This is a genomic window from Streptomyces sp. NPDC052910, assembly GCF_055585605.1.
Window position 1 is genome coordinate 127226 of sequence record NZ_JBVJJR010000004.1, and the last position, 23712, is coordinate 150937.

General features: G+C 74.2%; 19 protein-coding genes. 10 read left to right on the plus strand and 9 right to left on the minus strand.

The genetic code is table 11. The features are described 5' to 3' along the window. Positions 1-345: 345 nt before the first annotated feature. Together ACZ6X9_RS16870 and ACZ6X9_RS16875 are read right to left on the minus strand one after the other, a co-directional pair. Positions 346-2649: a helix-hairpin-helix domain-containing protein gene (locus ACZ6X9_RS16870; protein ID WP_469779173.1), complete on the minus strand. Its 2304-nt coding sequence runs from the start codon at positions 2647-2649 to the stop codon at positions 346-348. Positions 2650-3188: 539 nt separating this feature from the next. Continuing rightward, positions 3189-4172 carry an aldo/keto reductase gene (locus ACZ6X9_RS16875; protein WP_469778762.1) on the minus strand — a complete coding sequence of 328 codons (984 nt, stop codon included), beginning with the start codon at positions 4170-4172 and terminating at the stop codon, positions 3189-3191. A gap of 287 nt (positions 4173-4459) precedes the next feature. On the opposite strand from ACZ6X9_RS16875, the gene ACZ6X9_RS16880 reads away from it, so the two are divergent. Both ACZ6X9_RS16880 and ACZ6X9_RS16885 read left to right on the plus strand, forming a co-directional pair. After that, positions 4460-5509, plus strand: a complete 1050-nt coding sequence (locus ACZ6X9_RS16880) for an LLM class F420-dependent oxidoreductase (protein ID WP_469778763.1) — start codon at positions 4460-4462, stop codon at positions 5507-5509. Between the two features lie 349 nt (positions 5510-5858). Next, the gene (locus ACZ6X9_RS16885) at positions 5859-6650 is read left to right on the plus strand and encodes a ferritin-like domain-containing protein (protein WP_469778764.1); all 792 of its coding nucleotides are present in this window, start codon (positions 5859-5861) and stop codon (positions 6648-6650) included. Positions 6651-6818: 168 nt separating this feature from the next. Here ACZ6X9_RS16885 and ACZ6X9_RS16890 read toward each other — a convergent pair whose 3' ends face one another. Then, positions 6819-7811, minus strand: coding sequence for a magnesium and cobalt transport protein CorA (locus ACZ6X9_RS16890; protein ID WP_469778765.1), 993 nt, complete (start codon positions 7809-7811; stop codon positions 6819-6821). A 111-nt stretch (positions 7812-7922) separates the two neighbouring features. On the opposite strand from ACZ6X9_RS16890, the gene ACZ6X9_RS16895 reads away from it, so the two are divergent. The 7 genes from ACZ6X9_RS16895 to ACZ6X9_RS16925 all read left to right on the plus strand — a co-directional run bounded on the left by ACZ6X9_RS16895 (position 7923) and on the right by ACZ6X9_RS16925 (position 15592). Then, entirely contained in the window at positions 7923-8627 is a 705-nt protein-coding gene (locus ACZ6X9_RS16895) for a histidine phosphatase family protein (protein WP_469778766.1), read from the plus strand. Positions 8628-8839: 212 nt separating this feature from the next. Beyond that, complete coding sequence (locus ACZ6X9_RS16900; RefSeq protein ID WP_469778767.1) at positions 8840-9430, plus strand: DUF3090 domain-containing protein; 591 nt, start codon at positions 8840-8842, stop codon at positions 9428-9430. Beyond that, on the plus strand, positions 9394-10344 hold the full coding sequence (locus ACZ6X9_RS16905; protein ID WP_469778768.1) for an SCO1664 family protein: 951 nt from the start codon (positions 9394-9396) through the stop codon (positions 10342-10344). Before ACZ6X9_RS16900 ends, ACZ6X9_RS16905 begins: the two co-directional genes overlap by 37 nt. Positions 10345-10548: 204 nt before the next feature. Beyond that, positions 10549-11778 (plus strand): cysteine--1-D-myo-inosityl 2-amino-2-deoxy-alpha-D-glucopyranoside ligase, encoded by a 1230-nt coding sequence (mshC, locus tag ACZ6X9_RS16910; protein WP_469778769.1) that lies wholly within the window; start codon positions 10549-10551, stop codon positions 11776-11778. 673 nt (positions 11779-12451) lie between these two features. Further along, positions 12452-12853, plus strand: a complete 402-nt coding sequence (locus tag ACZ6X9_RS16915) for an SgcJ/EcaC family oxidoreductase (protein ID WP_469778770.1) — start codon at positions 12452-12454, stop codon at positions 12851-12853. 130 nt (positions 12854-12983) lie between these two features. Then, on the plus strand, positions 12984-15245 hold the full coding sequence (locus tag ACZ6X9_RS16920; RefSeq protein WP_469778771.1) for a glycoside hydrolase family 31 protein: 2262 nt from the start codon (positions 12984-12986) through the stop codon (positions 15243-15245). A gap of 44 nt (positions 15246-15289) precedes the next feature. Beyond that, positions 15290-15592: a DUF6191 domain-containing protein gene (locus ACZ6X9_RS16925; RefSeq protein ID WP_469778772.1), complete on the plus strand. Its 303-nt coding sequence runs from the start codon at positions 15290-15292 to the stop codon at positions 15590-15592. 315 nt (positions 15593-15907) lie between these two features. Here ACZ6X9_RS16925 and ACZ6X9_RS16930 read toward each other — a convergent pair whose 3' ends face one another. Continuing rightward, on the minus strand, positions 15908-16366 hold the full coding sequence (locus ACZ6X9_RS16930) for a hypothetical protein (protein ID WP_469778773.1): 459 nt from the start codon (positions 16364-16366) through the stop codon (positions 15908-15910). 193 nt (positions 16367-16559) lie between these two features. Next, complete coding sequence (locus ACZ6X9_RS16935; RefSeq protein ID WP_469778774.1) at positions 16560-17291, minus strand: GntR family transcriptional regulator; 732 nt, start codon at positions 17289-17291, stop codon at positions 16560-16562. Positions 17292-17652: 361 nt separating this feature from the next. Between ACZ6X9_RS16935 and ACZ6X9_RS16940 the strand changes: the two genes are divergently transcribed. Beyond that, the gene (locus ACZ6X9_RS16940; RefSeq protein WP_469778775.1) at positions 17653-18450 is read left to right on the plus strand and encodes an aminotransferase class IV; all 798 of its coding nucleotides are present in this window, start codon (positions 17653-17655) and stop codon (positions 18448-18450) included. A gap of 57 nt (positions 18451-18507) precedes the next feature. Here ACZ6X9_RS16940 and ACZ6X9_RS16945 read toward each other — a convergent pair whose 3' ends face one another. The 4 genes from ACZ6X9_RS16945 to ACZ6X9_RS16960 all read right to left on the minus strand — a co-directional run bounded on the left by ACZ6X9_RS16945 (position 18508) and on the right by ACZ6X9_RS16960 (position 23700). Beyond that, entirely contained in the window at positions 18508-19365 is an 858-nt protein-coding gene (locus tag ACZ6X9_RS16945) for an SCO4651 family lipoprotein (RefSeq protein ID WP_469778776.1), read from the minus strand. A 146-nt stretch (positions 19366-19511) separates the two neighbouring features. After that, positions 19512-20735, minus strand: coding sequence for a PAC2 family protein (locus ACZ6X9_RS16950; protein WP_469778777.1), 1224 nt, complete (start codon positions 20733-20735; stop codon positions 19512-19514). A 170-nt stretch (positions 20736-20905) separates the two neighbouring features. Next, on the minus strand, positions 20906-21961 hold the full coding sequence (locus ACZ6X9_RS16955) for a glycoside hydrolase family 18 protein (protein ID WP_469778778.1): 1056 nt from the start codon (positions 21959-21961) through the stop codon (positions 20906-20908). Positions 21962-22092: 131 nt separating this feature from the next. Then, a complete protein-coding gene (locus ACZ6X9_RS16960; RefSeq protein WP_469778779.1) occupies positions 22093-23700 on the minus strand; it encodes a glycerol-3-phosphate dehydrogenase/oxidase in 1608 nt (535 codons plus the stop codon). Positions 23701-23712 lie beyond the last annotated feature (12 nt).

Below are 23712 nucleotides of genomic sequence, written 5' to 3' on the forward strand. Positions count from 1 at the left end.
CGCCTGGCCGCCTGGCCGCCTGGCCGCCTGGCCGCCTGGCCGCCTGGCCGCCTGGCCGCCTGGCCGCCTGGCCGCCTGGCCGCCTGGCCGCCTGGCCGGGTGGGTCCGTCGGGTCAGGCCGCCGGTCTTGACCGCCTTGTCGACTCCGCGTCCGTCCGCCCCTGCCCGGGCCGTCGGTCCGGTCCGGCCGTTCGCTCACCGTGCGCGTCCGTCCAGCCAGCCAGCCCGCCCGGTTCGGCGGGGTCACAGGCCGCCGGGGAGCCGGCCACGGCCCCGCCGAGCGCGAGCGTCAGGGGCCGTCCGGCCCGGCCTGGCCACGGAACCCCTCGGCGACCGCCGTCGACCTCACTCCGCCGGCGGCGTCTGCGCCTTCAGCAGGGAGCGCAGCCGTGTCGTCCGTTCCTTCGCGGGGATCTCCGCCACGGCCCGCGGCAGGTCCTGGCCCGCGCCGTGTACCACGGAGAGGTGGCGTTCGCCGCGGCCGAACGCCGTGTAGACCCAGGACCTCGTCAGGCCGGGGCCGGCGTCGCCGGGGAGGACCACCACCGCGGCCGGCCAGCGGGTGCCGGCCGCCTGGTGGGCGGTGACGGCCCAGCCGTGCCGTACGGCGTCGGCCACGCGGGCGGGCGGGACGACGACCCGGGTGCCCGAGCAGTCGAGCCGCAGCCCGTCGGCGTCGCCGGAGACCACCGTGCCCGGGACCATGCGGCCGGGGGCGGGGACGTAGGCGATCCGGTCGCCGGGGTCGAAGCCGCCGAACCGGCCGGGGCCGGGGTTGAGCCGCTGCTTAAGGGCGGTGTTGAGGGCCCGGGTGCCGGCGGGGCCGCCGTGGCCGGCCGTGACGACCTGGGTGTCCTGGGGCGGGACGCCGATCGCGCGCGGGACGGAGTCGGCGACGAGCTGGACCGTGCGGTGCACGGCCTCCCCGGCGTCCTGCACCGGGACGATGACGACCTCCTTGCCGGGGGCGTCGACGCGCAGCAGCTCGCCGGCCCCGATGCCGGAGAGCAGCTCGCCGAGGGGGCCGGAGTCGGGGGTGCGGGAGACGACCACCGGGCAGGCGCGGGCCGCCAGGACGTCGGCGAACACCCGCCCGGGGCCGGCCGACCAGAGTTCGGCGGGATCGCCGGAGAGCACCAGCCGGGCGCCGTCGGGCAGTGACTCGACCAGCGCGGCGGCGGTCTCGACGTCCAGGCGCGGCGCGTCGAGCACCGCCAGCAGGTCGACGGCGAGCGCCCCCTCGGCGTCCCGCTCCGGCCCCTCCCGGCCGGCGAGCAGCCCGGCGACCGTGACCGCCTCGGCGTCCCCGGCGGCGGCCAGGCGCCGCCGGCCGTCCTCGGTGAACGCGGCGGCCACCGCGCGCAGCCCGAGCGACCGGGCCGCGGCGACGACCGCCGCGGGCTCGGCGCGGGCGGCCTCGCCGCCGCTGTGCGCGACCAGGCCGGAGGCGGCCACGGCGCGGATCAGCTCGGCGGCCGACGGGGAGGGTGCCGCGGCGGCGGCGCCCGCCCAGTCCTGGTCCCGGGCGGCGAGCGTGCCGAGCAGCCGGGCGAGCCCGTCGGCCAGGCTCTCCTCGGCCATGGCGTACCGGTCGAGGCCCAGCAGGGTCCGGACCGGCACCTCCGCCTCGCCGGACTCCTCCTCGGGGGTCTCGGGGGCCCGCAGGGGCTCCTGGAAGACCAGCACCGAGCCGTCCGCCACCACCTCGCGGAGCGCCTCCTCCGGATCCGGGACGGCCCGCCGGGCGAGCTCCTCGCGCACGGCGGGCGCTTCCAGCACGGTGTGCCCGGCGAGCGCGGCCCGCTCCAGCAGCCGGACGACGAGGGCCCGGACCCGGCGCTCGTCGCCCGGGCCGCACGCGTCGCCGAGCAGCGCGCGGGCGAAGCCGTCCGCCTGCTCGGGGCGGACGCCCCCGACGCCCATCAGCAGCCACGGGTCCTCGCCCAGCGCCTCGGCGGCCTGTTCCCCGAGCGCGGCCACCACCGCCCCGGCCAGGCTCTCGGGCGCCCCGCCCGCCGTCAGCACCCGCCGCACCCCGGCGAGCGCCTCCTCGTCCACCGGCGCCTCGGCGAGCGGCCCTTCCACAGCGGCCACGGGCCGGGCCGGCCGCGCGGCCGCACGCGGCGCGGGCGCCGGCCTGGCCGGCTGCGTGAAGAACGACGCGGCGGGCCGCTCCCCGCTCTCCACGGCCCGCACGGCCGCGGCCAGCGCCTCCGCGACGGCGGACTTCCCGGGCGCCGCCCCGCCGCCCCCGGGGGCGGCCGAAGCGGCTTCCGGGCCACCGGCGGCGGCGCTCCCGCGCCCGCCGTCCGGGCCCGCGTCCGCGGCGGGCTCCCGGTCGCGGCGGCCGTCGGGGGAGGACGCGCCGTCCGGCGCTTCGCCGCCCTCGGGGGCGGCGGGAGGCACCTCGCCGCCCGCCCGGGCGGACTCCGAACGCGCCGCGTCGTCTGGTTTCCGGCCGGAGCGGCCGTCGGCAGCGGTGCCCTGACCGTCTGCCGTGCCACGTGCCGCCTCGGCCGGGCCCGCCGCGGAGCCCGGCCGAGCGACCGGCGCCTCCGGGCCCCCGGCCCGTCCGCCGTCCGTCCCCACGTCCGACGCGTCCCGACCGGTCGGTACGTCGTCCTGTGCGCTGGAGGCGCGGCCCGGCATCGTGCCGGGCCCCGGTGCGCTCTCGGCCGCGGCCGACTCGCCCGCTACCGGGTCTTCGGGGCGCGGCGCCGGTGCGGCGTCCGGGGACGTCCGCGCGGCGGCCGCTTCAGGCGCTTCGGTCGCGTCCGTCGCGTCCGTCGTGTCCTTGGCGTCCGTCGTGTCCTTGGCGTCCGGAGCGGGGGAGGAGGCGGGGGTTCCCCCGGACGTCGGGGCGGTGGCCTTCTCCGCGTCAGCGGGTTTCGCGCTGACGGGTTCCGTGCCGATGGGTTCCGTGCCGGCGGTGGCCGCACTGCCGGAACCCGTTCCGTCGGCGCTCGGGGCGCCGCCGGCAGCCGTCCGCAAACCGTCTCCGTCCCCGCCTTCACCGCCGTCCGGGCCGTCCGGCGCGCCCGTCCCGGCCCCGGCCGTATTCCGGGCCTCCCGGCCGTCGGGCCCGGGCCGCGCGGCCTCGGGTGCCCGGTCCGGGGTCGGGTCCGGTGTCGCGGACGTCGTCCCGTCCGTGGCCGCGGGGGCGGCCTCGCCGTCGAGGCGGTCCGTGTTCACAGCTCGCTCCAGTCCTGGTCGGGGTAGCGGTGCACCGGCGCCGACACATCGTCGAGCGCTTGGCAGATCTCGTCCGGAAGCGTAAGGGCTTCCACTGACAACGCCGCCCTGAGCTGCCGCGCCGTGCGGGCGCCGACGATCGGGGCGGTGACGCCGGGCCGGTCGCGGACCCAGGCGAGGGCGACTTGGAGGGGCGTCGTGGCGAGCCCGTCGGCGGCGGTGACGACGGCGTCGACGACGCGGCGCGCGGGCTCCTCCAGATACGGGGCGACGAACGGCGCGAGGTGTTCGGAGGCGCCCCGGGAGTCGGCGGGCGTCGAGCGGCGGTACTTGCCGGTGAGCACGCCCCGGCCCAGCGGCGACGAGGGCAGGACGCCGACGCCCAGGTCGAGCGCGGCGGGCAGCACTTCGCGTTCGATGCCGCGCTGGAGCAGCGAGTACTCCATCTGTGTGCTGGCCAGCCGGGTGCGCGTGCCCGGCGCGGCCAGTTGCCAGGTCGCGGCCTTGGCGAGCTGCCAGCCGCAGAAGTGCGAGACGCCGGCGTACCGGACCCGGCCGCTGGCGACGGCGGTGTCGACGGCCTGGAGGGTCTCCTCCAGCGGTGTGCCCGGGTCGAAGGCGTGCAGTTGCCACAGGTCGACGTGGTCCGTGCCGAGCCGGGCGAGGGAGGCGTCGAGGGCGGTCAGCAGGTGGCCGCGCGAGGCGTCGGCGCGGTGGCCGGGGTCCAGGACGCTGCCCGCCTTGGTGGCCAGGACCAGGTCCCGGCGGGGGACCACCGTGTCGAGGAGCCGGCCGAGGAGGTACTCGGCCGCGCCGCCCGCGTAGACGTCCGCCGTGTCCACCAGCGTCCCGCCCGCCTCGTGGAAGACCCTGAGCTGCTCGCCGGCCTCGTACTCGTCGGTGTCCCGCCCCCAGGTGAGCGTGCCGAGTCCGATCCGGGAGACGCGCAGGCCCGTACGGCCGACATGCCTTTGCTCCATGACCGGTGAGCGTATCGGCCGGCCGGGTCGGCACCGGGCCCGGCGCCGCGCGGTCACGGGCGCCCCGGGCGCCGCCCTTGCACACGTGGCGCCGGGCCGGCGAGGGCCTTCCCCGGAGGCAGGCGGCGCGGGCGTCCCCACCCGGCACCGGCCCGGCGCGGCCCCCGGCGGCCTCCGGTACGGCTTCCGGCGTCGCGCGGTCACCCCACGTCACCCGGTGACGTACCACCGGTCCGCGCGCTAGAGTCCCCGCGACGACGACGTTACTGATCGGTAGGGAGAGCGGGATGCGGCTCGGAATCAACCTCGGCTACTGGGGCGCCGGGATGGACGCGGACAATCTCGCGGTCGCCAAGGAGGCCGACCGGCTCGGCTACGCGGTCTGCTGGGCCGCCGAGGCGTACGGCTCCGACGCGGCCACCGTCCTCTCCTGGGTCGCCGCGCAGACCGAGCGCATCGACGTCGGCTCGGCCATCTTCCAGGTCCCGGCCCGCACCCCCGCCATGACGGCCATGACCGCCGCCACCCTCGACTCGCTCTCCGGCGGCCGGTTCCGGCTGGGCCTCGGCGTCTCCGGCCCGCAGGTCTCCGAGGGCTGGTACGGCGTCAAGTTCGACAAGCCGCTCGCCCGCACCCGCGAGTACGTCGAGATCGTCCGCAAGGCCATGTCCCGCGAGCGCCTGACGCACGAGGGCGAGCACTGGACGCTGCCGCTGCCCGGCGGTCCCGGCAAGCCGATCAAGCTGACCGTGCACCCCGTCCGCGAGCACATCCCGCTCTACATCGCGGCCATCGGGCCCAAGAACCTGGAGCAGACGGGCGAGATCGCCGACGGCGCCCTCGTCCTCTTCTTCGCCCCCGAGCTCGCCGAGGAGACCACCCTCGGCTCGCTCCGCGCCGGCCGCGCCAAGGCCGGCAAGGACATGGACGGCTTCGACCTCGTCCCGACCGTGCCGCTCGCCCTCGGCGACGACGTCGCCGCCCTCGCGGACACCTTCCGCCCCTACACCGCCCTCTACGTCGGCGGCATGGGCAGCGCCAAGCAGAACTTCTACAACCGGCTCGCGGTCCGCATGGGCTACGAGAAGGAGGCCGCCGAGATCCAGGAGAAGTACCTCTCCGGGGACAAGAAGGGCGCCGCCGCAGCGGTCCCGCAGCAGTTGATCGACTCGACGTCGCTGCTCGGCTCCGTCGAGCGGATCTCCGACCGGATGCGCGCCTACGCCGAGGCCGGTGTCACCACGCTGTCCCTGACCCCCGCGGGCTTCACGCTGGAGGAGCGGATCGCCGGGCTGCGGGCCGGCGTCGAGGCGCTGGAGCGGGCCGGACTCGCCTGAGGCTCCGAGCCGGAGGTCCGAGTCGGTGACTTCGGGCCGGTGACCCCGAGCCCCTTCGGGCCGGTGACCCTGAGCCCGACGCTCCGAGCCTGACGCCCGAGGAGCCGGTGAGCCCGAACCTGGCGCTCCCCGCCCGACGCCCCGAGAAGCCTGCGGCCGTGGTGGGGGCTCGGGGGTCTTCCCCGCCACGGCCGGCACCGGGCTCAACGCCCGTACGTCCGCCGGGTTACGGGGCGGAGGGCGCCCGGGGCGCGCGCCCGTCGTCGTCCGTTCGGCCGAGCGCCCGCCGCCTCCTGGCTGGCGCCCCCCTCGGCGGGGACCTTGACTGGTTCCCACGGAGGTGACGGCCATGCTCACGGCCAGAAGTCTGTTCCAGGAGATCCTCGGCCACGACGAGGCGTACCGCCTGTTCTGCTCCATCGCCGCCGGCGGCGAGGCGCAGGGCGGCTGGGAGAACGGCCGTATCGCCCTCCTGGTCCCCGAGGAACTGCGGGCCCTCGCCCCCAAGATCGCCCGGCACGGCGCGGACGAGGACAAGCACGGCCGGATCTTCCTGGCCCTGCTGCGCAAACGCGGCCTGGAACCGGTCGAGGTGCCGCCCGAGACCGACTACACGATGCTCCTCGAACGCCGCGGCATCGGCCTGCCGCACGCCAAACTGCGCGCGGACGAGCCGCTGACCGTGCGGGACGTCATCACCTACCTGGCCCACAGCCGCGTCACCGAACAGCGCGCCGCCGGCCAGATGCGGATGCTCAGCCACCACTTCGGCGACCACCCCGAGATCGGCCGGGCTCTCCGGATGATCAGCCACGACGAGGCCAACCACCTCGCGTACTGCCACGAGGAACTGCTGCGGCTCGCCGCCGCCGGACACGGCCGGACGATCCACACCCTGCTGCGCGAGGCCGCCCGGGTGGAGTCCGCCGTCCACCGTGACGTCGGCCTGGCCGTCATGGAGCGCATGGGCCGCCTGCTGGGCTGGCCGCGCGCCAAGTCGGCCGCCCTGGCCGCGGGCCTCCACGCGCTGTACGCGGGGGAGCGGCTCGGCGGCCGGCGGCGGGCGGTCGGGCTGCGCATGCCGGAGCGGCGGGACGCGCTGGGCGGCGGGGCGGTGGCGGTGGCGCCGGAATTCGTCTGACCGAGGGCGCCCGCCTGCCTCACGGCCACCGAGGCCGCGTACCCGCCCTTCAGCCACCCGAGAACAGCCGCACCCGAGGCCACGTACCCGCCTCATAGCCCCCACGGAACCGCCACCCGAGGCCGCGTACCCGCCCGACAGCCGCCCCAGGGCCGCCTACCCGCCGCCCTACAGCCACCCGCGCCGCTTGAACAGCCGGTACAGCAGCACCACCACGCCCACCATCAGCACCAGCGCCGCCGGGTAGCCCCACACCTGCCGGAGCTCGGGCATGTGGTCGAAGTTCATCCCGAACACTCCGGCGATCATCGTCGGGGCCGCCGCCATCGCCGCCCACGCCGAGATCTTCCGCATGTCGTCGTTCTGCTGCACGCCCATCTGCGCGAGGTGGGCGGAGAGGATGTCGGACAGCAGCCGGTCCAACTGCTCCACCGCCTCGTTGGCCCGGGCCAGGTGGTCGCCGACGTCGCGGAAGAACGGCCGCGCCTCCTCGTTGACGAACGGCAGCCCGGTGCTCGCCAGCCGGTTCACCGGCTCGGCGAGCGGCCCGGTGGCCCGCCGGAACTCCACCACCTGGCGCTTGAACGCGTAGATCCGGGACGCGATGTTCTTGTTGTCGAAGCCCAGAGGGGCGAACACCTCGGTCTCCAGCTCGTCCAGGTCGGCCTGGAGCAGCCCGGACACCTCCGTGTAGTGGTCCACGACCGCGTCGCTCACCGCGTACAGCACCGAGGTCGGCCCGCAGCGCAGCAGGTCGGGCTGTTCCTCCAGCCGGGACCTGAGCTCGGAGAGCGGGTTGCCGACGCCGTGCCGGACCGTCACCACGAAGGAGTCGCCGAGGAACATCATCAGTTCGCCGGTGCTCACGGTGTCGGTGTGGTCGTCGTAGACGACGGGCTTGAGGACGACGAAGAGCGAGTCGGCGTACACCTCCAGCTTGGGCCGCTGGTGCGCCTTGAGGGCGTCCTCGACGGCCAGCGGGTGCAAGCCGAACTCGCTGGTGACCAGGTCGAACTCGCTTTCCGTCGGCTCGTGCAGGCCCACCCAGAGGAAGGCGTCCCCGTCCGCGCGCGCCTGGTCGAGCGCGTCGGAGAAGTCGGCCGGACCGTCCGTGCGGTGTCCGTTCCGGTAGATGGCGAAATCCACGATCACGCGGGGCATTCTCCCTTCCCGGGGGCTGCTTGGTGTCCACAAGGGCGTCCGCGCCGCCGTCCGTCCGGCGGCCCGCACCGCCGTCGGTGTCCGTCCGGGGGGCGTCGTAGGCTGGCGGTCATGCCCACCCTGATCCTGGTCCGGCACGGCCGGTCCACCGCCAACACCGGCGGGGTGCTCGCGGGATGGACCCCCGGTGTCGCCCTGGACGAACGGGGCACCGCCCAGGCCGCGGCCCTCCCGGACCGCCTGCGGGACATCCCGCTCGCCGCTCTCGTCACCAGTCCCCTCCAGCGTTGTCAGGAGACCGTGGCCCCCTTGCTCGCCGCCCGTCGGGAGCTGCCGTCGAGCACGGACGAGCGGATCGGCGAGTGCCACTACGGCGACTGGTCCGGCCGCGCGCTCGCCGAACTCCACGACGAGCCGCTGATGACCGTCGTGCAGCGGCACCCCTCCGCCGCCTCCTTCCCCGGCGGCGAGTCCCTACGCGCGATGCAGGCCCGCGCCGTGGACGCGGTGCACGACTGGAACGAGCGGATCGAGCGCGAGCACGGCCCCGACGCCGTCTACCTCATGTGCTCGCACGGCGATCCGATCAAGGCGATCGTCGCCGACGCGCTCGGCCTCCACCTCGACCACTTCCAGCGGATCGCGGTCGACCCCTGTTCGCTCACGGTGATCCGCTACACCCCCCTGCGGCCGTACCTGCTGCGGCTCGGGGACACCGGCGAGACCGCCTCCCTGGCACCACCCGCCACACCGCCGGGCGGGGGAGCGGGCGACCCGGGGGAGGCCGTGGTGGGGGGCGGCGCGGGAGCACCGTGATCCACATGCGCAGTAGGGTGGGGGCGCGGGGGCGCCGCCGCACCGTCTGACCGATCCGGTCGTCCCCGCTGTTCCACAGTCCCGCACTCCCGCTGTCCCCGTCGGCGTTCCGAAGAAGACCGAACAAGACCCAGGAAGACCCCAGGAAGACCGAGAAGTCCGGGACTTCCCGCAGGACCCCCCCTCCGACACCGAACCAATGGAGCAGGACGTTGTCCCGTCAGGTGTTCCTCTACGACCCGCCGGACCGCTTCGTCGCCGGTACGGTCGGGCTGCCGGGCCGCCGCACTTTCTTCCTCCAGGCCAGCGCGGCCGGCCGGACCACCACCGTCGCCCTGGAGAAGGCCCAGGTGGAAGCGCTCGCGGAGCGCATCGACGAACTGCTGGACGAGGTCGTCCGGCGCACCGGCGGCAGCGCCCCGGTCCCGGCCGTGGCCCCCGTCGAGTACGCCGACACCGCGCCCCTGGACACCCCCGTCGAGGAGGAGTTCCGGGTCGGCACCATGGCCCTGGCCTGGGACGCCGAGGGGCAGCGGATGGTCGTCGAGGCACAGGCCCTGGTCGAGCTGGAGGCCGACACCGACGAGGACCTGGCCGCCGCCGAGGAGCGCCTCCTCCAGGACGAGACCAACGGGCCGCCCATGCTCCGGGTGCGGATCACCGGCACCATGGCCCGCGCGTTCGCCAAGCGCGCCATGGACCTCGTCAACGCCGGCCGGCCGCCCTGCCCGCTGTGCAGCCTGCCGCTCGACCCGGAAGGACACGTATGTCCGCGCCAGAACGGATACCGCCGCGGGGCGTGAGGCCGCCGGAGCCGGACGCGGGGGCTCCCGGGTCCGGGCCCGGGTCCAGGCCCGAGCCCGGGGCCGGTCCCGGATCCAGGCCCGAGCCCGGCTCCGGCGTGCCGGGCGTCAGTCCGCAGGAGCTGCTGGCGCATGGTGAGCTCACCGTCCGCGGGCGCGTCCGCGAAGCGTCCAACGCCGTCCTGTACTGCACGGTCGCGTACGAGGGCGTGACGGCCGCCTGCGTCTACAAACCGGTCGCCGGGGAGCGCCCGCTGTGGGACTTCCCGGACGGCACCCTCGCCCAGCGCGAGGTGGCCGCCTACGAGCTCTCCGAGGCCATGGGCTGGGGCCTGATCCCGCCGACCGTCCTCCGGGACGGCCCCTACGGGCCGGGCATGTGCCAGCTCTGGATCGACGGCCCGGCCGACGACGGCGCCACCGAGGAGACGCGGCGCCTCCTCGCCCTGGTCGAGGGGGACGAGCCCGGCCCCGGCTGGAAGGCCGTCGGTTACGCGGAGGTGGGGGACGGCCGCCCCGCCCTGCTCGTGCACGCCGACGACGAGCGGCTGCGGCGGCTGGCCGTCCTCGACGCGGTGATCAACAACGGTGACCGCAAGGGCGGCCACCTCCTGCCCGCCGCCGACGGCCGGCTGTACGCCATCGACCACGGCGTCACCTTCAACGCCGAGGACAAGCTGCGCACGTTGCTGTGGGGGTGGGCGGGGGAGCCGCTGACGGAGGAGGCGCTGGAGGCGTTGCGGCGACTTTCGGCCGATCTGGCCGAGGGGCGCCCCTTGGCGGGGCGGCTGGCGGAGTTGATCACTTCTGCGGAGATCGATGCCTTGCGGGGGCGGGTGGCCGAGTTGCTGCGTACCGGGCGGCACCGTGAGCCGAGTGGGGAGTGGCCGGCGATTCCGTGGCCGCCGGTGTAGGCGCCTGCGGCGGGCGGTGCCCCGGTCCCTCCCCTTCGCCGATTCCTGAAGCTGCGCTCCAGCCCCCTTGTCGCGGCTTCGCCGCTCGTCCTCGGACTTCCCGGAGGGGTGGGGCACACTCCCACCGCCCGCACAAGCCCCCTTTCTCAGCCAACCGCCCCCTCCGGTTCGTATCCGGAACCCGCATCCGGTTACGCTCAGGACATGCATGCCTGGCCCGCTTCTGAGGTTCCCGCCCTGCCCGGCAAGGGCCGCGACCTCCGGATCCACGACACCGCGACCGGTGGACGGGTGACCCTCGTCCCCGGCCCCGTCGCCCGCCTCTACGTCTGCGGCATCACGCCCTACGACGCCACCCACATGGGGCACGCGGCGACCTACAACGCGTTCGACCTCGTGCAGCGCGTGTGGCTCGACACCAAGCGGCAGGTCCACTACGTCCAGAACGTGACGGACATCGACGACCCGCTGCTGGAGCGGGCCGCCGCCAACGGCGACGACTGGGAGGCCCTCGCCGAGCGCGAGACCGCCCTGTTCCGCGAGGACATGACCGCGCTGCGGCTGCTGCCCCCGCGCCAGTACGTGGGTGCCGTGGAGTCGATACCGAAGATCGTCCCGCTGGTGGAGCGCCTGCGCGACGCGGGTGCCGCCTACGAGCTCGACGGGGACGTCTACTTCTCCGTCGCCACCGACAGCCACTTCGGCGAGGTCTCCGGTCTCGACGCGGAGGCCATGCGGTTGCTGTCCGCCGAGCGCGGCGGCGACCCGGACCGGCCGGGCAAGAAGAACCCCGTCGACCCGATGCTGTGGATGGCCGCCCGCCCGGGCGAGCCGAGCTGGGACGGCGCCTCCCTCGGCCCCGGACGCCCCGGCTGGCACATCGAGTGCGTCGCCATCGCCCTGGAGTACTTCGGCATGGGCTTCGACGTCCAGGGCGGCGGCTCCGACCTGATCTTCCCGCACCACGAGATGGGCGCCTCCCACGCGCAGGCGCTGACCGGCGAGCACCCGTTCGCCAAGACGTACGTCCACGCGGGCATGGTGGCCCTGCACGGCGAGAAGATGTCCAAGTCCAAGGGCAACCTCGTCTTCGTCTCCGCCCTGCGCCGCCAGGGCGTGGACCCGGCCGCGATCCGTCTCGCGCTGCTGTCGCACCACTACCGGGCCGACTGGGAGTGGACGGACGACGTCCTCGCCGAGGCCGTCGGACGCCTCGCCCGCTGGCGCGCCGCCGTCTCCCGGCCCGACGGGCCGTCCGCCGACGCCCTGCTCGACGAGGTCCGCGAGGCCCTCGCCGACGACCTCGACACCCCGGCCGCCCTGGCCGCCGTCGACCGCTGGGCCGCCGCCCAGGCCGCCGACGGCGGTGCGGACGAGGGCGCGCCCGGCCTGGTGTCGCGCACCGTGGACGCGCTGCTGGGCGTCGCGCTCTAAGGCGTCGTCCCGCAGGCTCCGGAAGAGGGGTGCCCACCGCCCAGGCGGCGGTGGGCACCCCTCTCCGTTTCCTCCGGAGCCGGCGGGGCCGGGCATCCGGACGCGGGGAGCACCGTCCCCACCCGCTGCCCGTCGAGCACCGTGCCCGCCCCGCTGCCCGTCGAGCACCGTCCCCACCTGCCGCACCTGCTCGGCCCTGCCGCCACCTGCTCGGCCCGCCGGGTGCCTTCGCCGCCTCCACCGCCTCCACCGCCTCCACCGCCTCCACCGCCTTCGCGCTCCTCGCGACACCCCGGACCCACGGCCCGCGCCGCCGCGGCCGGACCGGACGTCCCGCCGCCGTCCTCCCGCCGCGGTCCTCCCGCTGCCGGACGTCCCGCCGCCGGGCGGCACGCCGTCCGACCGGGTCAGGGCGCTGCTCGCCCGGCTCACCCCCGACGAGAAGAGCTCCCTGGTCCACGGCGCGCGCCCGGTGTGCGCCGGCCGGGGCGTCGTCGCGGGACATCCGGCTGACGGGCAGCGCCGTTCAGCGGGCGCCCGGCCCGGCGTACGCTTCCGCCGTCCGGGCGGAACAACCGGCGGGCGGGAAGCGCTGCCCGGAGAGGCGGGACGAGACCTGCCCGCCCCGCCGCACCGCCAGTGCAGACGTCGTGACGAGGAGAGGTGGCCGTCCGTGTCGGGAGTGGAGTACGAGGAGGTCGTCGCGCGGTTCCTCGCGGCCTGGGACGGGCTGGACGCCGCCCGGCTCGCGGAGTTCTTCGCGGAGGACGGGACGTACCACAGCATGCCCCTGCCGCCCGTCGTCGGCCGGGACCGCATACGGTCCTACTTCACCGACTTCCTGGCCCGCTTCACCGCCGCCGAGTTCACCGTCCACCACCAGGCGTCCGCCGCCGCCGAGGGCGGAGGAGTGGTCCTCAACGAACGGACCGACACGATGACGCTCCGCTCGGGGGCGGCCGTCCGGGTGCGGGTGGCGGGGGTCTTCGAGATACGGAGGGACGGGCTGATCGCGGCCTGGCGGGACTACTTCGACCTGGGGGCGGTGGCCGGGGACAGCCCGTCCGGCGTTTGAGGACCGCCGGGCGGAGGCGGTTCGGGGTGCGGGGGTCGTGTCCCGCAGGAAACGGCGAAATGGGGGCGCCCCCTCCGGGGAAGGACCGAGGGGCATGGTCATGTGCACGACAGTGCGCTAAGCATGCCGCATGACCACCCGCGAACGACACAGAACCCCCGTCGCCACCGCCCTCCTCGCCCTCCTCGCCGCCGTCCTCCCCCAGGCCGCGGCCCGGGCCGCGGACGGCCCCGACCGGGAGCCGCACACCGTCGGCAACGTCACCTCCTTCTCCGCCGAGGGCCCCGACTACCGCTTAAGCGCGGGCCCCGCCCGGGCCCGCATCCGTTTCGTCACCCCTGACGCCGTCCGCCTCGAACTCGCCCCCGACGGCACGTTCACCGACCCCACCGGGAACGACATCGTCCTGCCCCAGGGCGCGCCCCCGCCCACCCGCTGGCGTGACCGCGGCGACCGCTACGAACTGAGCACCTCACGCCTCACCCTGCGCGTCTACAAGGCACCGCTGCGCTTCGCCCTGTACCGGGCCGACGGCACCCCCCTCTGGTCCGAGACCAAGGGCCTCACCTGGGACAAGGACGGCACGACACAGACGCTCGCCCGCGGCGCCGACGAGCGGTTCTACGGCGCTGGCATGCAGAACGGCCGCGGCAACACCTCGCACCGCGGCAAGAAGGTCGAGGTCGGCGTCGACTACCACTGGGACGACGGAGGGCACCCCAACTCCGTCCCGTTCTACCTCTCCTCGGCCGGCTACGGCGTCTACCGCAACACGTACGCCCCCAACACCTACGACTTCGCCGACCCGGTGACGGCCACCGCCCGCGAACAGCGCTTCGACGCGTACTACGTCGCCGGGCGGACGCCCAAGGACGTCATCGGCGGCTACACCCGGCTGACCGGCCGCCCCTTCCTGCCGCCGCTCTACGGCCTGGAGGCCGGCGACTCCGACTGCTACCTGCACAACAAGAACCGCGGAGAGCGCCGCACCCTGGACGCGCTCAAGGTCGCCGACGGTTACGTCGAACACGACCTCCCCCTCGGCTGGATGCTCGTCAACGACGGCTACGGCTGCGGCCACGAGAACCTCCCCGAGGTGAACAAGGGCCTCGCCGACCGCAAGATGACCATGGGCCTGTGGACCGAGGACGGCCTCGGCAAGCTCGCCGACCAGGTACGGGCCGGGCAGCGGGTCGCCAAACTGGACATCGCGTGGATCGGCGACGGCTACAAGTTCGCCCTCGACGGCTGCAAGGACGCGTACAAGGGCATCGAGGACAACAGCGACGCCCGCGGCTTCACCTGGGCCCCCGAGAGCTGGTCCGGCGCCCAGCGCTGCGGCGTCCAGTGGTCCGGCGACCAGAAGGGCTCCTGGAACTACATCCGCTGGCAGATCCCCACGTACGCGGGCGCGACGATGTCCGGCCTCGCCTATACCACCGGCGACATCGACGGCATCTTCGGCGGCAGCCCCAAGACGTACGTCCGCGACCTCCAGTGGAAGGCGTTCCTCCCCGCCGTCATGACCATGGACGGCTGGGCGCCGAACGACAAGCAGCCCTGGCGGTACGGCGAGCCGTACACCTCGATCAACCGCAAATACCTCAAGCTCAAGGAGTCCCTCCTCCCGTACATGTACACGTACGCGGCCGAGGCGACCCGCACGGGCGTCGGCCCGGTCCGCCCGCTGGCCCTGGAGTACCCGGACGACCCGAAGGCGGCGTCGGACGCGGCGAAGTACGAGTTCCTGAGCGGTGAGCACTTCCTCGTCGCCCCGGTGTACGAGGACAAGGAGACGCGCGACGGCATCTACCTGCCGCGCGGCACCTGGACCGACTACTGGACGGGCCGGACGTACCACGGCCCCACCACCGTCGACGGCTACCGCGCCCCGCTCGACACCCTCCCCCTCTTCGTCAAGGCGGGAGCCGCCATCCCCATGTGGCCCGGCATCCGCTCCCACCGCGACCGCACCCCCGGCTCACCGCTCGCCTGGGACGTCCACCCGAAAGGCACCTCGTCCTTCACCCTCTACGAGGACGACGGCGTGACGCGGGCCCACCGCACGGGCGCCTCGGCCCGGCAGACGGTGACCGTCCGCGCGCCGCACACCGGCCGGGGCGACGTGACGGTCCACGTCGGCGCCTCCCATGGCACCTACCAGGGCAAGCAGCCCTCCCGCCCCTACACCTTCACCGTCCACTCCCGCACGGCCCCCCGGACGGTCCTCCTGGACGGCCGCCCCCTGCCCCACACCACCTCCGGCACGTCCGCCCCCGGCTGGTGGTACGACCCGACCGACCGCACCGGCATCATCCACGTCACCACCCCCAACCGCCCGACGGACCACGCCTTCACCCTGCGACTGCCCGGGGCTGGTGCGGTGGGCTGACGCAAGCGGAACCACGCCCGGGCCCGCCACGTTCCCTCGATGTGATGAGCCTTCTGACGGGTCCGGGCCTGGCCCTCCTGATCGTCGTCCCGCTCTTCCTGGCGGCCGCCGCCCGCAAGGGGATCCGACTCGTCCGGAGCGGCCCCGGCGGCGGCCCACGCGGTGCGGGCGCCACGGCGACGGAGGAGTTGCACGGCCTCATGTACCCCGGCAAACGCGCGCAGTTGGAACAGCGCCGCGTCGAACTGGTCCTGCGCGACGACGAACAGGACGGCGCCCCGCGCCGGACCGGTATCGACCTCGACGCGGGGACGGCCCGCCTGTCCCCCCGCGATCACCCGCACTGAACCGCGGCCATGGCACCCGCCCCGGCCGGCGCCGGACTGCGGCCGGTCGGCCGCGCCGACGGGATTCACCGTCCGGACCGGCCGGGCTGTGCAGGTGTGATCAGCCTGCGGACGGGGGTGGCGGCGGGCCCTGTCGAGCGTCGGCCGAGTCATGCCGGTTGTCGGTGGGATGGCCGCATGCACACGTGCAGCGGAGGCGTTCGGTGGTATCCGGCGCGGGCGGTGCGCCGATGACGCGAACGACGAGGGCGCCCTCGCAGTCGGCGTGGTGGCCGAGGGCGCACTGCGGAGCGACGTGTGGAGTGGTCCGGCCGGTCACGGACATGGCGTGACTGTCTTCCGGCCGAGCAGGCGCATACCGGTCTCGGCGGCGTGGCGCAGGTCGTCGGGGGCCGTGAGGGTGCGCCATGCTTCACTGTCGCGGCCGGGGATCACCCAGACGCGGTCCCCTCGGTACTTGCCCGGGGGCGGGGTGAACAGTTCCGAGCCCCTGGGCCGGGGCCTGATGCCGGGGATTCCGGCGAGGCGCGGCGCGCTGCCGAGGGGCAGCAGCCACCACATCGCGTGTTCCGCGCCGCCCATCAGGTAGAGGCCGATGTGGCGGTCGGAGTCCCTCAGCCGCGTGATGGCAGCGGTCGCGAGGGTGAAGTCGAGCTCGACCAGGTCCCATTGCCGACCGACGGTCAACGGCGTGGTCCCACCCGATTCCCAGTGGGCCAGTGCTTTCCGTGCGGAGGGGGCGGCCTGGCAGAGCCAGCGTGCCACGGCGTTCACTGGGCGACCTGAAGCAGGGGGCATCGTTGACTCCCATGGTGGTGAGCAGGGCTGGGCCGCTGCGGTCACGGAAAGGCGTCTCGATGAGACGCCCTGTACTGGAATGGTCCACCGGTGGACTAGTCAGGTCAAGGGGTCGGGAATGAAATGGCCCCCACCAAGTGTGGGGGCCTTCCGGCGAGTTGACGTAGACCTATTCGTTCATCGGGTACTCGTCCGTACGGGTCCATCGGCCGCCCGGGTTCACCCCGACTTCGTAGGTGATCGGACTCCCGTCCGCGTCGTATGCCACGTGCCGTGCCTCGGCCACGGCAGCCGGGCCGTCGAGCCGCAGCAATTCCAGCTCCTCCGCGGTGGCGAGGCGCGCGGTCCACCAGTCGCGGCCGGTGTGCGGCCGGCGCCCGGTCTGCATCTCGACGTAGCGGGTGGTGCCCTCCCTGACCCGCTCCCGGTGGAGGAGGCGTGGGGCCAGTGCCGCGACCTCCGCGGTGAACCACGACCACGAGGTGGCGGTGGGGGTCTCACCTTCGAAAGTGATGCGGTGGCGCCTTACCACCGGGTCGCCGGGCTCGATCCCGAGTGCGGTGGCCACTTCCTCCGGTGCCGGCAGTGTCTCGGCGCCGACGATCTCGGCATACTCGCCGGCCGTGTAGATCTGACCGGTGCGTACCGCTGTGCGGTAGCGCTCGCCGGCCGTCCGTGCCAAAGGTGCCCGCGCCCGCACCGTCGAACCGGTTCCCTGGCGGGTCTCGATCAGTCCCTCCTGGCGCAGGACATCGAGAGCGCGGACCACGGTGGCTCGCGCCACCGACCAGCGTTCCGTCAGTTCGCGCTCGGAGGGCAGGGCGTCGCCGGCCTTGAGTTCGCCACGAACGATGCGCCCTCGCAGGTCGCCCGCGATCTGGTCGTACTTCGGTAGCGCCATGAATACCTCAACTCATCTGGTGGACCAGTCCAGTAGTCATGGTGGTGACGTCGGAGAGCACGGTCAAGGGAGAGTGGATCCGCGAACGTGCGCGAGACGTGCGACGTCCCGCCCTCGCCGACGCCGTTGCCCCCGGGCCGCTCTGCCGAAGCCGTCGCGAGCGGGGCGCCCGCCCGGATCGGTGGCCCCCGTGTGGGCGGCCATGCGGGGGAGCGGGCCGTGGACGCCGTCGGAGTCGCGTGGCCGGCCGCCGACCAGGTCCGCCGGTACGTGCGGCTGACCCTGGGCCGGGGCAGCATGGCCAACGGCGACTGGAACCACGACGAGCTTTGAGCCGCAACGGGCACCATAGGGTGGGGAGATGAACGATCTCTCCACCCCGCATGTCGAGGTCGACGGCCGTCCGGTCGCCGCCGACCCCCTGTTCCTCGCCCTTCTCGGCGGCTACGGCCACATGACCGCGATGGAGGTCCGCGGCGGCCGGCTCCGCGGACTGGAGCTGCATCTCGCACGGCTCGACGCCGCCACCCGCGAGCTGTTCGGGGAGGGGCTGGACGACGGGCTCGTCCGGGAGCGGGTGCGGGGCGCGCTGCGGGCGGCCGGGGTGACGGACGCCGCCGTCCGCGTCTACGTGCACCTGCCGCCGGCCGAGGGGGCGGTCCGTCCGGTCAGCACGGTGACCGTCCGGCCGCCGACGCCCGAGCCGGAGGGCCCGCAGCGCCTCACCGCCGTCGCGTACCAGCGGCCCGCCGCGCACCTCAAGCACACCGGCGTCTTCGGGCAGGCGTACCACCTGCGCCGGGCACAGGCCGCCGGGTTCGACGAGGCGCTGCTGACCGGCCCGGACGGCACGGTGGCCGAGGGGGCCATCACCAACATCGGGTTCGTCCGGGGCGACACCGTCGTCTGGCCGGACGCCCCCGCCCTCGACGGCATCACCCTGCTCCTGCTGCGCCGCGAACTCGACCGGCTCGGCCTCCCCTGGCTCCGCCGCCCGGTCCGCCTGGACGACCTGCCCTCCTTCGACGGCGCCTTCGTCAGCAACTCCCTGGGCGTGGCACCCGTCGGCCGGATCGACGAGCTGAGTCTCCCCGTGGACGTCCCTCTGGTGGAGCGGATGCGGGCGCTGTACGCGGGCGCGGCGTGGGACGTGATCTGAACCACCGCACGGAGGCCCGTCGTACGGGGAGCGCGAAGGCGTCGCAAGGGACGAGGGTCAGCTCAGGGGGTCGAGGCCCCGGTCCGCCTTGTCGCGGACCCCTCGCAGCCATTCGTCCTGCGTGATGACGTCCTTGCCCTTCGGGATACGGATCCGCGGGTCGGCGCCGAAGTCCGTGTACTCCTCGGTCACACCCGTGCTGCCCTTGGAGCCCTTGCCGTGCTCCGAACCCTTGACCGGGATGTCGTCCTTGCCGATCCACAGGTCGATGTCGACCTTCTCCAGGCCGTCCTTCCGGTGGTTCTTGACGTAGAGCTCGCGGAGCCAGTCCCGCATCACGTCGCCCTTGTACGCCGCCAGGTCCGCGAGGGCGACCGTGGCCGCGAAGTGCGTGGCCTTGTGGCCGTTCACCTTCTCGCTGCCCACCTTGCGCACGTTCTTCGACGTGCGCAGGACGCTCAGCAGTTCGGGCAGCGAGCCCTCGGCGGTCTTCTGGACGTCCCCGGGCTTGGGCGGCTCCTCGCCCGGCTCCAGGAGGCTGGAGCTCACCCAGCGACCGTCGGCGATCTTGGGGTCACGGGTGTAGAGCGTCTGGCCCGCGCTCATCGCGTGGTCGAAGCGCTCCGGGCCCTTCTCGCCGTTCTCCCCCTTCTTCGCCCCGGACCGCCAGGTCTTGCGTTCGGCCAGGTCGGGCTCGCGGGAGAACGTGTACTCGCCGCGCTCCGTGCTCTCCACCCCGGTGACCTGCCGCTTCGTCCGGTAGGAGTTCGCCGCCGCCGTCTTCTCCGCCGCGGCCTTCAGTACGGCCTGGGGGTCGCGGGTGTCCTCCTCCCCGCCGCCGCACGCGGTCAGCGAGAGGGCGAGGGCGGCACCGGTGGCCGCTATGACGGTTGTTCTGATCGCCTTGACGGCCATGCTGTCCTTTTGTCGTTGCAGTTGTTGTAGCGGTTGCAGTTGCAGTCGCAGTGGTCGTTCGGTGTTTCGGTGGTGCAAGAGGATCAAGAGTGTCAAGAGGAACAAGGGGAAGGGGCGCCGCCCCGGCGGGCGGCACCCCTCCCTCGTCAGTTCTCGCCCTCCGGCGGGCCGGATGCCTCCGGTGGGCCGTTCCCGTCCTCGCCGGCGTGCCGGTCCTCACCGGTGTGCCGGTCCTCGCCCGGGCCCTCGGCCCCGTCGGCGCTCCCGGTGCCCTCCGCCTCCGCCTGCTCCTGCGGAGCCCGGCGCGGCGGACGCGTCCGTCCGCTCGTGGTGTCACGCAGGTACGAGGCGTCCCGGCCGCCCGGCTCGCCGAGCCCCGGCTCGGCCGCCAGGCCCCCCGGCTGCCCGGACCCCGCGCCCGTACCGCCGACACCGGCGGGCCCGCCGGGTCCGCCCACGCCGCCGGGCCCGCCGACCGGGCCGGGCCCGGTCCCCGGTCCCGACTGGCCGTCGCGCCGCCGCAGGTACCGTTCGAATTCACGGGCGATGGCCTCGCCCGACGCCTCCGGCAGGTCCGCCGTGTCCCGCGCCTGCTCCAGCGACTGGACGTACTCGGCCACCTCGCTGTCCTCCGCCGCGAGCTGATCTACCCCGAGCTGCCAGGCGCGCGCGTCCTCGGGCAGCTCGCCCTGCGGGACGCGCAGGTCGATCAGATCTTCCAGCCGGTTGAGGAGGGCCAGGGTGGCCTTGGGGTTCGGCGGCTGCGACACGTAGTGCGGCACCGCCGCCCACAGGCTGACGGTGGGGACGCCCGCGTGCGTGCAGGCCTCCTGAAGGATGCCGACGATGCCGGTCGGGCCCTCGTAGCGGGACTCTTCCAGATCCATGGTGCGTGCCAGGTCGGGGTCGGAGGTGACGCCGCTGACCGGCACCGGCCGGGTGTGCGGGGTGTCGCCGAGCAGCGAGCCCAGGATCACCACCATCTCCACGCCGAGCTCGTGGGCGAAGCCCAGGATCTCGTTGCAGAACGAACGCCAGCGCATGCTCGGCTCGATGCCCCGGACCAGCACCAGGTCGCGAGGTCTGCCGCCCGCCTCGCCCGCGCCGCCCGGACCTCCGGTGCGCACCACGGACAGCCGGGTCGTCGGCCAGGTGATCTTGCGGACCCCGCCGTCCAGCCAGACGGTGGGCCGGTTGACCTGGAAGTCGTAGTAGTCCTCCGCGTCCAGCGCGGCGAAGACCTCGCCCTTCCACTCCCGGTCCAGGTGCGCGACCGCACTGGAGGCCGCGTCTCCGGCGTCGTTCCAGCCCTCGAAGGCACAGATCATGACCGGGTCGATCAGCTCGGGAACTCCCTCAAGCTCGATCACCCAGCGCCTCCTTCCGACCGGGGTGGAGGGGTCCCTTCCACCGCCGGTTGCCGTTCAGTGCAGTTGATTGCAGGTCTCGTGCGTGCGCCCCCAAGCCTACGACTTCCGGGACCGCTGTCCGCAGTCCGTGCAAGGGACGCTCATCACCCTCGCACCACCGGGAGCTGTCGTCACCCTCGCCTACCCCACGCCTCGCGGTACGCACGCCAGTCGCCTTCCGTGGCGGCGAAGTCCACGTACAGGGCGACGCCGAACCGCTCGCGGTGCCGGTCCTCGCGTGTCAGTCCGAGCCGGGTGCCGCGCAGCGCGGCGGCGGCCGTCTCCGCCGAACCGTGGTGGCCCATGTCGTCGGTGTGGAAGAACGGCAGGCCCATCAGCAGGTCGGTACCGGTGGGAGTGGCCTCCAGCGCCAGCCGGGTCTGCTGGGCGACGTAACCGCCGTACAGGCTCTCCCAGGGCAGCGCCGTGTCGTACGACATGACGGCGATCTGGTCGGTGCGCCGGGCGACCTTGGCGAAATACCCCTGCGACCACCACTTCCGGCCGCCGAACGCGCGGGACGCCGCGTGCATCGACGGCAGCGGGTCGATCTGCTGCGCGGCCACCGACAGCACCCCGCCGCCCGAACGGACCGCCGTGTGCAGGGAGTCCAGCAGCGTCAGGAAGCCGCCGTCGCCGTCGGGGACGGGCTCGACGTCGAGGTGGACGCCCTCGAAGCCGGCCTTCAGCACCTGCCGGGCGCTCGTCACCACCGCGTCCCGGGTCGCGGCGGACCCCAGCCTCAGCCCGCCCTTCCCGTCGTGCGCGATCACGTCGCCGAGCCACGCCTGCACCCGGACGCCGGGCAGCTCGCGGTGGACGGCGTCGACCAGCCGGCGCGCGCCACGGTACGCCGAGGCGGGCAGGGTGCCGTCGTGCTCCAGCGGGCCCGCGTGGACGTACAGGTCCCGGACGCCGGTGCCGTCGATGCGCCGCTTGAGCCCTGCCAGGTCCTTCTCGGTGCGGCGCCCGTCGACCCAGGCGTGCCCGAGCCAGACGGCGTCCCGCCCGCGGGTGACGGCGTCGTCGGCGGGCGAGCCCGCGTAGGAGGCGCGCAGCGCCCCGGCGGCGGCCACCACCGGTACCGCGACGACGAGGAACAGGACGAGTGCGACGCGCTTGACGGTCCGCCTGCGCGGCAGGTGACGCAGCCGGCGCAGTCGGGCCCGGATCTCCGGCCAGGTCATGAGGCCCCCCTTTCTCCTCCAGGGACGGGGGAGGGGCGCCACCGGTTGCCTCCTACAAGAGGAAGACGGAAAAGGGGAGGGACGTCACAGGTCCCTCCCCTTCGCCCGCGCCCGCCGGGGCGCGGCGGGCCTCAGCCCTTGTGCTCCAGCATCTCCTTGACCCGGGCGCGGACGTTCTCGTCGTCCAGACCGCGGATGGTCAGGGTGGTGCGGCGGCGCAGCACGTCGTCGACCGTCTCGGCCCACTCGTAGTCACGGGCGTAGGCGACCTGGGCCCAGATCTCCGGGCCGTCCGGGTGGATGCGCTCGCCGAGCTCCGGGTTCTCGTTGGCCAGGCGCGCGATGTCGAAGGACAGCGAGCCGTAGTGGGTGGCCAGGTGACGGGCGGTCAGCGGGTCCATCCGGGAGCCGGGCTCGCGGTCCACGAGCAGGCGGTGGGCGACCGCGTTGGGGTTGGCGACACCGGGCAGCGGGGTCCGGCGGACCAGGTTGGAGACGGGCTCCATCTCCTCGGTCAGCGGGCTGCCGGGCACCTTGGCCAGCTTGTTCATGACCGTACGGCCGATGTGGCGGTACGTGGTCCACTTGCCGCCGGCGACGGACAGCATGCCGCCCTTGCCCTCGGTGACCACGGTCTCGCGCTTGGCCTGGGCCACGTCACCCGGGCCGCCGGGCAGCACCCGCAGGCCGGCGAAGGCGTAGGTCATCAGCGAGCGGTCGAGGTCCTCGTCGACGATGGAGAAGGCGGCCTCGTCCAGGATCTGCTGGATGTCCTCCTCCGTGGCGCGCACGTCGGCCGGGTCGCCCTCGTACTGGGTGTCGGTGGTGCCGAGGAGGAGCTGGTCCTCCCACGGGAGGGCGAAGGTGATGCGGTACTTGTCGATCGGGGTGGCCATGGCGGCCTTCCACGGCGACTTGCGCTTCATCACGATGTGCGCGCCCTTGGAGAGGCGGATGGAGGGGGCCGCGCCCTTGTCCTCCATCTTGCGCAGGTGGTCGACCCACGGGCCGGTGGCGTTGAGCACCACGCGGGCGTCGATGCCGAACTCGGTGCCGTCGACGCGGTCCTTGAGCTCCGCGCCGGAGACCTTGCCGTGCGTGAAGCGCAGGCCGGTGACCTCGGCGTGGTTGAGGACGACCGCGCCGGACTCGACGGCGGCGCGGACGGTCATCACGGCCACGCGCGAGTCGTTCATCTGGTGGTCGTAGTAGACCGCGACGGCCTTGAGGTTGTCCGTGCGCAGACCGGGGTTGTCGGCCTTGGCGCGGGACGGGGAGATCACCTTGCCGACGCCGTCGCCGAAGGCGGACAGCGCCGAGTAGGCGAAGACACCGGCGCCGAGCTTGGCGGCGCCGACCGGCCCGCCCTTGTAGACGGGCAGGTAGAAGGTGAGCGGGTTGACCAGGTGCGGGGCCACGTCCTTGGCCAGCACCCGGCGCTCGTGGTGGTTCTCCGCGACCAGCTTGACCGCGCCGGTCTGCAGGTAGCGCAGACCGCCGTGGACGAGCTTGGAGGACGCGGAGGAGGTGGCGCCGGCGAAGTCGCCGGCGTCCACCATCGCGACCCGCAGTCCCGACTGCGCGGCGTGCCAGGCGACCGAGGTGCCCAGGATGCCGCCACCGATGACCAGGAGGTCGTACGTCGCGTTGGACAGGCGCTCCCGGGTCTCGGCGCGGCCCGGGTTGGCACCGGCGGCCGGGTGCGTTCCCAGGGTGGGCACGCTCTGCGGGGTAGTCATGAGTTGCTCCTC

Excerpts from the sequence above, each read along its gene's own strand:
- ACZ6X9_RS16870 (WP_469779173.1), bottom strand. The coding sequence starts at position 2,649 with ATGCCGGGCCGCGCCTCCAGCGCACAGGACGACGTACCGACCGGTCGG.
- ACZ6X9_RS16875 (WP_469778762.1), bottom strand. The coding sequence starts at position 4,172 with ATGGAGCAAAGGCATGTCGGCCGTACGGGCCTGCGCGTCTCCCGGATC.
- ACZ6X9_RS16880 (WP_469778763.1), top strand. The coding sequence starts at position 4,460 with ATGCGGCTCGGAATCAACCTCGGCTACTGGGGCGCCGGGATGGACGCG.
- ACZ6X9_RS16885 (WP_469778764.1), top strand. The coding sequence starts at position 5,859 with ATGCTCACGGCCAGAAGTCTGTTCCAGGAGATCCTCGGCCACGACGAG.
- ACZ6X9_RS16890 (WP_469778765.1), bottom strand. The coding sequence starts at position 7,811 with ATGCCCCGCGTGATCGTGGATTTCGCCATCTACCGGAACGGACACCGC.
- ACZ6X9_RS16895 (WP_469778766.1), top strand. The coding sequence starts at position 7,923 with ATGCCCACCCTGATCCTGGTCCGGCACGGCCGGTCCACCGCCAACACC.
- ACZ6X9_RS16905 (WP_469778768.1), top strand. The coding sequence starts at position 9,394 with ATGTCCGCGCCAGAACGGATACCGCCGCGGGGCGTGAGGCCGCCGGAG.
- mshC (WP_469778769.1), top strand. The coding sequence starts at position 10,549 with ATGCATGCCTGGCCCGCTTCTGAGGTTCCCGCCCTGCCCGGCAAGGGC.
- ACZ6X9_RS16920 (WP_469778771.1), top strand. The coding sequence starts at position 12,984 with ATGACCACCCGCGAACGACACAGAACCCCCGTCGCCACCGCCCTCCTC.
- ACZ6X9_RS16925 (WP_469778772.1), top strand. The coding sequence starts at position 15,290 with ATGAGCCTTCTGACGGGTCCGGGCCTGGCCCTCCTGATCGTCGTCCCG.
- ACZ6X9_RS16935 (WP_469778774.1), bottom strand. The coding sequence starts at position 17,291 with ATGGCGCTACCGAAGTACGACCAGATCGCGGGCGACCTGCGAGGGCGC.
- ACZ6X9_RS16940 (WP_469778775.1), top strand. The coding sequence starts at position 17,653 with ATGAACGATCTCTCCACCCCGCATGTCGAGGTCGACGGCCGTCCGGTC.
- ACZ6X9_RS16945 (WP_469778776.1), bottom strand. The coding sequence starts at position 19,365 with ATGGCCGTCAAGGCGATCAGAACAACCGTCATAGCGGCCACCGGTGCC.
- ACZ6X9_RS16955 (WP_469778778.1), bottom strand. The coding sequence starts at position 21,961 with ATGACCTGGCCGGAGATCCGGGCCCGACTGCGCCGGCTGCGTCACCTG.
- ACZ6X9_RS16960 (WP_469778779.1), bottom strand. The coding sequence starts at position 23,700 with ATGACTACCCCGCAGAGCGTGCCCACCCTGGGAACGCACCCGGCCGCC.